Consider the following 10,273-nt stretch of genomic DNA (forward strand, 5'->3'; position numbering starts at 1 on the left):
CGCGCCGGGGCTCGCCCGCTCCGATTTCGCCTATGGCCGGCTGCGCTGACGCGCAGCACCGCGCTGCCGGCGGGTGCCGTGCTGACCACGGCGTTCTGCGACCAGTTCGGCAGCGGCCTGCTGTTCAATGCCGATCGCGTCAGCCTGGGCGATCTTGCCAGCGCCGATCCGGCCCTCGCGCCGATTTCGCCGGCGAGCCGCGGCGTGCTGGCCGGGCAGCAGGCGGTGTTTCCGCTCGGGGCGGCGGGCGGCCTGCGGATGCTGCGCGGCGGCGTGTTCTGGAATGTCGCGCGCACCGCGCAGCCGGCCGGCGCCGGGATGCCCGGCAGCCGCGCGATGATGACGGCGGCGGGGGTCGAGATGCGCTCGCGGCTGTTCCGCCGGGTGTCGATCGATGCCGATCTCGGCTGGGAACGGCTGAACGCGGGCAACGGGCCGCGCAACCGCCCGTTCGGACGGTTCGCGGTCTCGCTGGTGTTCTGAGCCGGCCCCCTGCCCTGCCCTGCCCGGCCGCCTCGGGTCGGCCGCCTCGGGTCAGCCGCCTCGGGTCAGCCGCGCGCGGGAGAGGCGAGTGGCGCGCGCATCCGCTTCAGCCAGGCCGGATGCGCGGCGATCCATGCCGCGGCGACCGGCCCGACGGCCTCGCGCTTGACCTGGATGTCATACATCATGCGGCTTTCCGCCCGGACCGGCAGGCGGAAGCGGTGCAGCAGGCCGCCGATGGCGGGGCATTGCGCGGCGTAGCCGGCGCGCGTCAGGATCAGGCTTCGCGCCGCCCCCTGGTCGTGGCCGAAGGCGGCGGCGCCGCCGCCGAGGTAGCGGATGCGGTATTCGACGTTCATCGCGTCGGGCTGCCAGCCGAGGAACAGGATCGGCTCGTGGTGGCGGATCTTCGCCGCCAGCGCCCGCAGCATGCCGCCGGCGCCGGCCTGCACGAGGTGGAAGCCGCCGAGGCCGTCGGTGTTGTGGCGGATCATCGACAGCAGCTGACGGTCGCCGACATTGTCGGGCTCGATGCCGTAGATCGTGTGGTCGAGTTGGCCGGCGAACTTGTGGATGTCCGCGAAGTCCTTCAGGCCGGCGCGGTAGAGATAGGCCGGCACCGCGAGCGTGTGGCGGGCGCCGGAAAGGTCGGTCCCGGCCACGGCGATGCGCTTGCGGGCGACATCGGAATCCCGGATCGCGGTGACCGATGACATCCAGTTATCGGGCCGCCAGTCCTGCAGGTAGACGTCGAGCCGGCCGTCGGCGAGGCGATGGTAGATCGTCTTGAGGCGGGCGGGCTCGATCCTCACCTGGTAGCCGAAGGGTGCCACGACGGCGCCGAAGACGGCGTTCTGCACCTGGTTGTCGAGCCATCCGCCATGGCCGAGGCGGATCGTGCGGCAGGCGGCTGGCGGCTGCGCCCGCGCCGGGGCCGGGGCGATCGCGATGGCGGCGGCGCAAAGGGCGGACAGTCGCAGGGTTTGTGCAAGCATGGTTTCCTCATCATCAAGCGGGGCGCGGCCCGCCGGTTGCTGCTATCGGCCCGCAGGCGGCCTGCCAAGCGGGCGGGGCACGCGATCACGCAACCGTGCCCGGCGGCGGCGCGAAGGCGGGGGTTGATTCATCTCCGGCAGTTATCAAACCTATTCCCCGATCGCTCTAGGACGATGAATCCGACAGGCCTACATCCTGGACATCGCGGATGAGACGGCCCCGTCGTGAGGCCGGGACATCCGGAAAGTTCAGGAGACTGACAATGAAAAAGACCATCATTGCTTCCGTGGCGGCCGCCGCTCTGCTGGGTGTCTCCGGCATCGCCCATGCCGGCATGGGCATCCCCGACATGCCGGCCCAGCCGATCACCGCGCAGACCCCTCCCGGCGTGATCGGGCAGGCCTACCCGTCGTTCACCGGGCCGTCGCAGCCGGTGGTGAACGTGCCGTTCGCGCACAAGGTGGTCGGCAACAGCGGCAACGAATGATCGGGCGCGGCGCCTGTCACATTTCCGCGCATCACGCGACGTTGCCTTGAGCGGCGTCGCCGTGCTGCGACATCTGGGACATGAGGACGGAAGCCGCGATCTGCCTGATCGTCTTGGGGTTCGGAGCGGGTGCTCGCGCCATGGCGGCGGGGCGCCCGCATTTCGTCTCCGAGATCGGACACTGGATGGTGCTCAGGGACGGCCGGGGACGGCATGAAGTGTGCTACGCGGCGACATATCCGGTCTGGGGCCCCATGAAGGGACGGAGCGGGCGGCGCCTCGTGCTGATCGTGGCGGAGCATCGCGGCCATGCGGCGGAGACCGCCATCGACGGGCTCGCGGCGGCGCCGGCCGACCCGGCGGTGCGAATCGGCCCGCGGCGGGTCCGCTTCCGCACGCGCGGCGCCATCGCCTTCGCGCCGGCGGCAAGGCCGGTCATCCACGATCTGAAGGCGTACAAGCGGGTGTATCTGGGCGTCGATACCGGGCGGCACGGCGTGGCCACAACGGCCTTCAGCCTCGACGGATTCACCAAGGCCCATGCGCTGAGCAGGAAGATCTGCGCGATCGCGTGGACGGGACGGCCGCTGCGCGGCGATGCGGACAGCACTGAGACGGGACAGCACCATGCCTCGACCAACTGAGAGCCGGCAGGATTCGCCGCGGACGCAGCCGCGAAAGGAAGGCGGCGAGCTGCCGGTATGGGTATTCGGGCTGGTCCCCCTCGTGGTGGCCGCGCTGATGCTGCTGCTCGCGCTGCGGGTGTAGAGCACGTTCCGATCCCGATGGATCGGATGTCGTGCTCTATCTTGTTGATAACCAGAGTATCTTTATCCGATCAGATGACTCCATCTGATCGGATGATGCTCTAGAGAGGTTTCGGGAGGCGAAGGCGCCGGAACATACGGGGCGGCTCGGCTTGTCTCGTCCCCCGGCGCGCAATAGCATGGCCGATGCCGGTCATTGCCGCGCCGCACCGAGCCGATGCGGCGCAGAGGGTGGCCGGACGATCGCCGCAACTTGATCCCGGCCAACCAGCAGGAGCCACGATGACCCGCCTCGATGCCAAGCTCGCCCGGATCCGCGCGGGGAAGTACCGGCCCAGCGACTTCATCATCGCCGATGCGAAGGACGGCGACATGGGACCGAGCATCACCGCGGCGGGGCCGAAGCGCGAGCGCGACGGCAGCTGGACCCGCCACCGCACCAGGGCCGAGTTCCTCGACCAGGTCAGGGCGATCGTCGCGCAGGACATCGTCGATATCATGCTCGTCTCGGCCTCCAACCTCGAAGTGCTGGCGGCGCAGGGCACGTTCGCCGGCAGCGCGGTGAAGCCCGCCATCCGCGCGAACGACACGACCGACATCTGGCGGATGCGCGGCGCCACCTATCACCTTGCGGCGTCGCGTCCGTTCCGCACCGCCGACCTCGCCCAGGCCGCGCGCCTCACCGATCTCGGCCTGTATTCGATGACGTTCTGCAACGATATCGAGACCGACCTCGCCGCGCTGGACGCGTTCGCCGCGTTCCGCGCCGATGCGCGGGCGGCCGGCTTCACCTATTTCCTCGAAGTGTTCAACCCGAACATCGCCTGCGGCATCGACCCGGAACAGATCCCCTTCTACGTCAATGACTGCATTCATCGCTGCCTCGCCGGCGTGATGCAGGCGGACCGGCCGCAATTCCTCAAGATCCCCTATAACGGCCCGAAAGCGCTCGAGGAGCTGGCGTCGTACGATCCGTCGCTGATCGTCGGCGTGCTCGGCGGCAGCGCCGGCACCACGCGCGACACGTTCGAACTGCTGCACCAGGCGGAACGGTACGGCGCGCGCGTCGCGCTGTTCGGCCGCAAGATCAACCTCGCCGAGGATCCGCTCGCCATCGTGTCGCTGATGCGCGAGGTCGCCAGCGGCGCGGTCTCGCCGGAGGAGGCGGTGAAGGCCTATCACGGCACGCTGCAGGCACAGGGGATCGCGCCGACGCGCCCGCTCGCCGACGACCTGCTGATCACGGAAGCCCCCCTCAGGCAGCACTGACGCGCCCATGAGCGACATGGCGCGACGCGGCTTCGTCACCGGCGGGACCTGGTGCGTCGACCGCAACCGTGTGGTCGAGTTCTGGCCGGGCGAGGACGGCCTCGTCGAAATCCTGGAGGAACAGGCGCGCGGCGGCGGTTCGGCGTGCAACCTCGCCTTCGGCATCCGGCGGCTCGACGCCGGCATGCCTGTGGAGACCATCGGCGTGGTCGGCGATGACGAAAATGGCCGCCTGCTGCATGCCGCGGCCGCGGCGCACGGCATCGACGCAACCGGGCTCACCGTCGTCGCGGGCGCGCCGACGCAGTTCACCGACGCCTACACCTCGCGCCGGAGCGGACGGCGGACGCACATCTTCCGGGCCGGCGCCGCCGATGCGCTCACCCCCGATCATTTCGACTTCGCCGCCACCCGCGGCCGCATCCTGCATCTCGGCCTGCCCGGCATCCACGCGCGGATGGACGGCGCCTGGGGCGACGCCGCGAACGGCTGGGTCGCAACCCTGCGCAAGGCGCGGCGGGCCGGGCTGCTGACGAATCTCGAACTGTGCAGCGTTCCGGCCGAACGCCTCGCCGCGCTGGTGCGGCCCTGCCTGCCGGAACTCGATCTGCTGGTGGTCAACGACGTCGAGATCGGCGCGATCGCCGGCATGGCGACATGCGACCATGGAGAGACCGACATCGCAGCCTGCCTGCGCGCCGCGCGCGCGGTTCTGGCCAGCGGCGCGATGCGGCTCGTGGCCGTGCATTTCCCGCGCGGCGCCATCGCGGTCGCGCGCGACGGAACGGTTGCCGCGAAGGCGTCGGTCCGCGTGCCGGAGGCGGAGATCGCCGGCGCCAATGGTGCCGGCGACGCGTTCGCCTCAGGTTTTCTCTACGGTTTTCACGAGGGCTGGGAGACCGCGCGCGCCCTCGCCCTCGCCCACGCCGCGGCGGCCGTCTCGCTGCGCAGCATCGGCACGACCGATGCGATCGAGGCCTGGCAGGACTGCCTCGACATCGCCTGCCGGTGGGGATGGCGGGAGGAACTGACCGGTCTCGGCTGATGCTCCGATGATCAATATGATAGAGCACTACATCCGATCCAGCAGGATCGGAAAGTGCTATAATGTCTTGCCCCTGAAATTCGTGGGGGATTTTCAGGGACAAGCAGGCCACCAAACTATTGTTTTTTCCAGTGTCCACTTTGAATCTGAAATCCGATGGATTTCAGATTCGGGACACTAGTCGAGGTGAACCGGGTTGAGCACGCGGCGCAGGAAGCTCTGCGTCCGCGCCTCGCGCGGCGCGCCGATCACCGAGTCCGGCGGCCCCTGCTCGATGATCGTGCCGGCATCCATGAACACGACCCGATCGGCCACCTCGCGGGCGAAGGCCATTTCGTGGGTCACGACGATCATCGTCATGCCGGCCTCGGCCAGTTGCCGCATCGCGGTCAGCACCTCGCCCACGAGTTCTGGATCGAGTGCCGAGGTCGGTTCGTCGAACAGCATCAGCGCCGGCTCCATCGACAGCGCCCGGGCGATCGCCACCCGCTGCTGCTGGCCGCCGGACAACTGGGCGGGATAGGCGCCGAGCTTGTCGGCGAGGCCGACGCGCTCGAGATTGGCGCGGGCCGTCGCCTCCGCCGCCGCCCGCGTCAGGCGCAGCACCGTCATCGGCGCGACGATGCAGTTCTCCAGCGCGGTGTGATGCGGAAAGAGGTTGAACTGCTGGAACACCATGCCGATGTGCCGGCGCGCCGCATCGATGTCGCAATCCGGGTCGAGCAGGTTCTCGCCATTGACCTCGAGCCGGCCCTGCTGCGGCCGTTCGAGCAGGTTGATGCAGCGCAGCAGCGTCGACTTGCCCGACCCCGACGGGCCGATGATGCACACCACCTCGCCCCGCGCGACGCTGAAATCGATTCCCCTCAGCACATGGTTCTGGCCGAATCGCTTGTGCAGCCCTTCGATCTTCACAACCGTCCGGCCTGGATCGACGCCGCTCATGCTCCCGTCACCCGCGATACCTCCATCCGCCGCACCAGCATCGACAGCGGCAGCGTGATCAGCAGGTAGCCGAGCCCGGCCACCACGAGCGGCGTGATGTTGACGTTGGTATTGGCCGTGGACCGCCCGAATTCCGTCAGATCGAACTGCCCGGCCGACAGCCCGACCACGAACACCAGCGACGAATCCTTGATGAGCATGATCAGCTCGTTCGTCAGCGGCGGCACCATGAGCCGCAGCGCCTGCATCAGCACGATCTTGCGCATCGCCTGCGCCGAGGACATGCCGAGCGAGCGCGCCGCCTCGACCTGGCCTTTGGGCACGGCCTGGATGCCGGCGCGCATCGTCTCCGCCATGTAGGCGCTGCCGACGACGCCGAGCGCGACCCAGACCGTGCCGTAGGGCGACCACGGGATCGTCAGTCCGGAAAAGGCCAGCGGCAGCAGCGAAAACGCGATGAACACGACAAGCGAGGGCAGGCCGCGGAAGAATTCGATATAGACCGTCGCCAGCCAGCGATAGGGCGCGACCGGGGACAGCCGCATCAGCGCCAGCACGAGGCCGAGCACGAGGCCGAGCACGAACGCGCCGGCCGTATAGAGCGCGGTGTTCAGCAGCGCGTTGGCGAGGCCGTGGAGAATCGTGAATTCGATCAGCCGCGGCTCGAAGAAGGTCCGCCCGATCTCGCGCCACTTGGCGAACTCGGCCGCCAGCGCGAGAACGATCGCCAGAATGGCGTATTGCGCCATCCTGGACCGCCTCGCCCGCAGCCGCGGGCTTGCGCGCCGGCGCGCCGCCGGCCGGTCGGCGTCGCCGCTCATCCGCCTTACTGTTTGACGTCCTGCGGGATCTGGCCGAACCACGTCTTGAAGATCTTGTTGTATTCGCCGTCGCTCTTGGCCTTGGCGAGGACGGTGTTCAGCACGCCGGCCAGCCGGGTCGCGTTGGCGCTGTTCTTCTTGAACGCGAATCCGTAGTGCTCGCCGGTATCGAACTCGGCCACCACATGGGTGTCGGGATGCGTCCTGGCGTATTCGTACATCGGGCCGTTATCGTTGATCGCCGCCGCGACGGCGCCGACGCTGACGGCCGAGGCCTCGGCGATCAGGTCGGGAAAGATGACCGTGGTGTAGCCGAATTTGGCGGCCCGCTTGTCGGCGTAGATCTGCCCGGTGGTGTTGACCTGCACGCCGAACCGCTTGCCCTTGAGGCTGGCCAGGCCATGCACGCCGGAGCCCTTCTTGGCCAGGAGGACCTGCGTCGCGTCGAAATACGGATCGGAGAACAGCACCGCCTTGGCGCGTTCCGGCGTGATCGTCTCCGCGCCCATCGCGACATCGCAGCGATTGGCGGCGAACACCGCGCCGGAGGTCACCTGGTTCCAGTCGATGCTGATGATCCGGGTCTTCACGCCCAGCCGCTTCGCCAGCAGATCCAGCATGTCGACATCGAAGCCGACGACCTTGCCGTCCTTGTTGATATACTCGAAGGGCTTGTAGGACAGATGGGTGCAGATCGTCAGGTGACCCGGATTGACGAGCTTGATGCCGTTCGGGACGGCGCCGGACGCCGCCGCCGGCAGCGCCAGCAGGACCGCGGCGCCGGCGGCCGCCAGCCTCGCCCCACGCCGTCTTGCCGACAGTTTGCTGATTGCCGCACGCAACATGTCCGTCTCCCGTTCTTCCTGTGATCGTGTCTTGCTGTTTCGGGTTCGCACCCGTTAATGGCCCTTATGGCGGTTCCCGCTTCGGCGGTCCATGCATGACCGCAGCATGGCAGGATAGACCGCTCCCGGCCCGGCCGGAAGGGAGGGCCGAGGCCCGGATTGGTGGCGGCCGGCGCCTTGTCACCCTTCGGTGTCGGTCTCCGCGAGCCGCAGGCGGGCGATCTCGGCCTCGATGACGGCGGGCGCCGGATCGGCGATCCAGCGCGCCGGCCGCGCCACCGCCTCGGCAAGGCGCGCGTGATACGCGGCGCGGCCGATCTCGAACGCGCCGAACCGGGCCAGGTGCGCGGTCAGGAACTGCGTGTCCAGCAATGAAAACCCGCCCAGCCGCAGCCGCGCCACGAGGTGCACCAGCGCGAGCTTCGAGGCATCCCGCACGAGCGAGACCATGCTCTCGCCGAAAAAGGCGCCGCCGATCGCCAAGCCATACAACCCGCCGACGAGTTCCCCGCCCTGCCAGACCTCAACGCTGTGCGCATGGCCGCGCCGGTGCAGGTCGACGAAGAGGCGCTCGATCTCCTCGTTGATCCAGGTCTCCGGCCGCACCGGCCGGCGCGCGGCGCAGGCGGCGATCAGCGCGGGAAAATCCCGGTCGGAGACGATGTCGAGGCTCGTGTTCCGCAGCGTGCGCGCGAGCCGGCGCGGCAGGTGGAACGCCTCCAGCGGCAGCACGCCCCGCCGCTCGGGATCGAGGAAATGCAGGTCCGCCGCATTCCGCCGCTCGGCCATCGGAAACAGGCCGAACCGATAGGCGCGCAGCAGGATGTCCGCCGTCAGTTCGAAACGTGGCGAGTCCATGGCCGATGATGGTCCGAAACGCGGGGGCGGACAACCGGCCCGGCGGCGCTGCTCAGGCGGCGTGCATCGCGTCCGCGCCGGCCGGGGCCGCTTCGCCCGGCTGGCGGATCCGGAATTCGCCCACGAGGCCGGACAGCCGCGACGCCTTCTCGGAGAGGTTGCGGCAGCCGGCGGTCGCCTGCTCGGCCATCGCCGCGTTCTGCTGCGTCACATGGTCCATCTCGCTGATGGCGGCGTTCACCTCGGCGAGCCCGGTCGCCTGTTCCCGCGCCGAGGCGGTGATGTCGCCCATCAGGCGGCTCAGGGTGCCGATTTCCCCGCCGATCCGCTGCAGCGCCTTGCCGGTCTCGTCGACGAGGTTCACCCCGGCCTTGACCTCGCCGGACGCCGCGAGGATGAGCGACTTGATTTCCCGCGCCGCGTCGGCCGAGCGCTGCGCCAGGGCGCGGACCTCGGTGGCGACGACGGCGAAGCCCCGCCCGGCATCGCCGGCGCGCGCCGCCTCGACCCCGGCATTGAGCGCCAGGAGATTGGTCTGGAAGGCGATCTCGTCGATGATGCCGATGATGTTGGTGATCTTGTTCGAGGAGGTCTCGATCCGGTTCATCGCCGCCACGGTGTCCTCGACGACCGTGGCCGAATGCCGCGCCGTCGCCTCCGCCTGGCTGACCGCCGCCCCCGCCTCGGCCGCGCCCTGCGCCGTGGTGCGGACCGTCGCGGTGATCTGCTCGACGGCGGCGGCCGTCTGTTCGAGGCTCGCCGCCTGCCGTTCCGTCCGCTGCGACAGGTCGCCCGAGGCGCGGGCGATCTCGTCGGTCGCCGCCAGGACGTGCTGCGCGTCCTGGTCGATGCGCGACAGGGTTCGCTGCAGCTTCTCGATGGAGTTGTTGAAATCGACCCGCAGCGTTTCATACTCCGCCGGCAGGGCCCTGGTGATCCGGAACGTCAGGATGCCCGCCGACAGGTTCCGCAGCCCGTCGGCGATCGCGGTGACGACGGCGGCCTGCGCGCCCATCACCCGCTCGCGCTCGGCGGCGAGGTCCAGTTCCGCCTGCTTCGCCGAGGTCATGTCCTTGAGCGTCTCGACCACGAACACCGTGTTCCCCTCCGCATCGCGGATCGGCCCGGCATCGATTCCGAGATAGCGCCTGCGGCCGGTCAACGGCATGTCGCACCAGTTCTCGGCGCTCATCCGGCCGTCCTGCCCGCCGCTGTTCTGCGCGTAGAGCTGGCCGGCCTGCCCGCCATTGCCCGACAGCACGAGATCCGCCATGCACGGGCGCGGCGCCGGGTAAAATCCCTTCCAGTGCTCCTTCGTGCCGATCACCTCGGCGGCGGCAAGACCGGTCAGTTCGGCGCAGGCGGGATTCCAGAACACCACGGCGCCGTCGCGCCCGAGCACGAACAATGGAACGCTGATCTGTTGCAGCGCGGCAAGCAACATGCCCGCATCCTTCGAGAGCGGCAGAGCGTCTTTGGATTTCCTGATGCTGAACACGGTCGGCGGCACCCCATGGCAAGCTGGTTCGCCGCCCGGGCTAGAGCACTATCATTAATGAAACCTTACCTCGCGATGCGCGCGATGCACCTTTGGCGCGGGCGCAGCGGCAGCGGATAGGCCGGCCAGGATGCCACCCACCGGCTCAGCAGCGACGCCGAAGCCACCACCGCGAGGGTGAAGGGCAGCACCACCGCGGCGGCGAACCACGGCCCCGGATGCAGCAGCGCGGGATAGAGCGCGAGCGCCACGCCGGGCG

11 protein-coding genes and 2 pseudogenes are annotated in these 10,273 nt (G+C 69.1%); 6 read left to right on the plus strand and 7 right to left on the minus strand.

The window, feature by feature from the left end; genetic code table 11:
• Positions 1-483: pseudogene (locus tag APM_RS08765) on the plus strand (hypothetical protein); the annotation flags it as partial.
• Between the two features lie 65 nt (positions 484-548).
• Here APM_RS08765 and APM_RS08770 read toward each other — a convergent pair.
• On the minus strand, positions 549-1,478 hold the full coding sequence (locus APM_RS08770) for a glycine betaine ABC transporter substrate-binding protein (RefSeq protein ID WP_007423012.1): 930 nt from the start codon (positions 1,476-1,478) through the stop codon (positions 549-551).
• Positions 1,479-1,741: 263 nt separating this feature from the next.
• On the opposite strand from APM_RS08770, the gene APM_RS08775 reads away from it, so the two are divergent.
• From APM_RS08775 to APM_RS08790, 5 genes are all read left to right on the plus strand, one after another.
• Positions 1,742-1,966 carry a hypothetical protein gene (locus tag APM_RS08775; protein ID WP_039888173.1) on the plus strand — a complete coding sequence of 75 codons (225 nt, stop codon included), beginning with the start codon at positions 1,742-1,744 and terminating at the stop codon, positions 1,964-1,966.
• Positions 1,967-2,046: 80 nt separating this feature from the next.
• Positions 2,047-2,610 carry a hypothetical protein gene (locus APM_RS08780; protein WP_007423013.1) on the plus strand — a complete coding sequence of 188 codons (564 nt, stop codon included), beginning with the start codon at positions 2,047-2,049 and terminating at the stop codon, positions 2,608-2,610.
• Complete coding sequence (locus tag APM_RS22005; RefSeq protein ID WP_155856347.1) at positions 2,594-2,734, plus strand: hypothetical protein; 141 nt, start codon at positions 2,594-2,596, stop codon at positions 2,732-2,734. The genes APM_RS08780 and APM_RS22005 overlap by 17 nt, the downstream gene beginning before the upstream one ends.
• A 281-nt stretch (positions 2,735-3,015) precedes the next feature.
• Positions 3,016-4,002 carry a hypothetical protein gene (locus APM_RS08785; protein ID WP_007423014.1) on the plus strand — a complete coding sequence of 329 codons (987 nt, stop codon included), beginning with the start codon at positions 3,016-3,018 and terminating at the stop codon, positions 4,000-4,002.
• 7 nt (positions 4,003-4,009) lie between these two features.
• On the plus strand, positions 4,010-5,047 hold the full coding sequence (locus APM_RS08790; RefSeq protein ID WP_039888174.1) for a carbohydrate kinase family protein: 1,038 nt from the start codon (positions 4,010-4,012) through the stop codon (positions 5,045-5,047).
• A 177-nt stretch (positions 5,048-5,224) separates the two neighbouring features.
• Here the strand turns inward: APM_RS08790 and APM_RS08795 are convergent, their stop codons facing one another.
• The 6 genes and pseudogenes from APM_RS08795 to APM_RS08820 form a co-directional block, all read right to left on the minus strand.
• Positions 5,225-5,992 (minus strand): amino acid ABC transporter ATP-binding protein, encoded by a 768-nt coding sequence (locus APM_RS08795; protein WP_007423016.1) that lies wholly within the window; start codon positions 5,990-5,992, stop codon positions 5,225-5,227.
• Positions 5,989-6,813 carry an amino acid ABC transporter permease gene (locus APM_RS08800; RefSeq protein ID WP_013639844.1) on the minus strand — a complete coding sequence of 275 codons (825 nt, stop codon included), beginning with the start codon at positions 6,811-6,813 and terminating at the stop codon, positions 5,989-5,991. Before APM_RS08800 ends, APM_RS08795 begins: the two co-directional genes overlap by 4 nt.
• A gap of 5 nt (positions 6,814-6,818) precedes the next feature.
• Positions 6,819-7,658 (minus strand): ABC transporter substrate-binding protein, encoded by an 840-nt coding sequence (locus APM_RS08805; protein WP_007423018.1) that lies wholly within the window; start codon positions 7,656-7,658, stop codon positions 6,819-6,821.
• A 180-nt stretch (positions 7,659-7,838) separates the two neighbouring features.
• Positions 7,839-8,516 carry a leucyl/phenylalanyl-tRNA--protein transferase gene (gene aat, locus APM_RS08810; RefSeq protein ID WP_007423019.1) on the minus strand — a complete coding sequence of 226 codons (678 nt, stop codon included), beginning with the start codon at positions 8,514-8,516 and terminating at the stop codon, positions 7,839-7,841.
• Between the two features lie 52 nt (positions 8,517-8,568).
• The gene (locus APM_RS08815; RefSeq protein WP_231844493.1) at positions 8,569-9,960 is read right to left on the minus strand and encodes a methyl-accepting chemotaxis protein; all 1,392 of its coding nucleotides are present in this window, start codon (positions 9,958-9,960) and stop codon (positions 8,569-8,571) included.
• Between the two features lie 119 nt (positions 9,961-10,079).
• A pseudogene (locus APM_RS08820) lies at positions 10,080-10,273 on the minus strand (HPP family protein); the annotation flags it as partial.

The organism is Acidiphilium sp. PM (assembly GCF_000219295.1).
Taxonomy (GTDB): Bacteria; Pseudomonadota; Alphaproteobacteria; order Acetobacterales; family Acetobacteraceae; genus Acidiphilium; species Acidiphilium multivorum.

Coding starts and splice junctions, on each gene's coding strand:
- APM_RS08770 (WP_007423012.1), bottom strand. CDS start 1,478: ATGCTTGCACAAACCCTGCGACTGTCCGCCCTTTGCGCCGCCGCCATC.
- APM_RS08775 (WP_039888173.1), top strand. CDS start 1,742: ATGAAAAAGACCATCATTGCTTCCGTGGCGGCCGCCGCTCTGCTGGGT.
- APM_RS08780 (WP_007423013.1), top strand. CDS start 2,047: ATGAGGACGGAAGCCGCGATCTGCCTGATCGTCTTGGGGTTCGGAGCG.
- APM_RS22005 (WP_155856347.1), top strand. CDS start 2,594: ATGCCTCGACCAACTGAGAGCCGGCAGGATTCGCCGCGGACGCAGCCG.
- APM_RS08785 (WP_007423014.1), top strand. CDS start 3,016: ATGACCCGCCTCGATGCCAAGCTCGCCCGGATCCGCGCGGGGAAGTAC.
- APM_RS08790 (WP_039888174.1), top strand. CDS start 4,010: ATGAGCGACATGGCGCGACGCGGCTTCGTCACCGGCGGGACCTGGTGC.
- APM_RS08795 (WP_007423016.1), bottom strand. CDS start 5,992: ATGAGCGGCGTCGATCCAGGCCGGACGGTTGTGAAGATCGAAGGGCTG.
- APM_RS08800 (WP_013639844.1), bottom strand. CDS start 6,813: ATGAGCGGCGACGCCGACCGGCCGGCGGCGCGCCGGCGCGCAAGCCCG.
- APM_RS08805 (WP_007423018.1), bottom strand. CDS start 7,658: ATGTTGCGTGCGGCAATCAGCAAACTGTCGGCAAGACGGCGTGGGGCG.
- aat (WP_007423019.1), bottom strand. CDS start 8,516: ATGGACTCGCCACGTTTCGAACTGACGGCGGACATCCTGCTGCGCGCC.
- APM_RS08815 (WP_231844493.1), bottom strand. CDS start 9,960: ATGTTGCTTGCCGCGCTGCAACAGATCAGCGTTCCATTGTTCGTGCTC.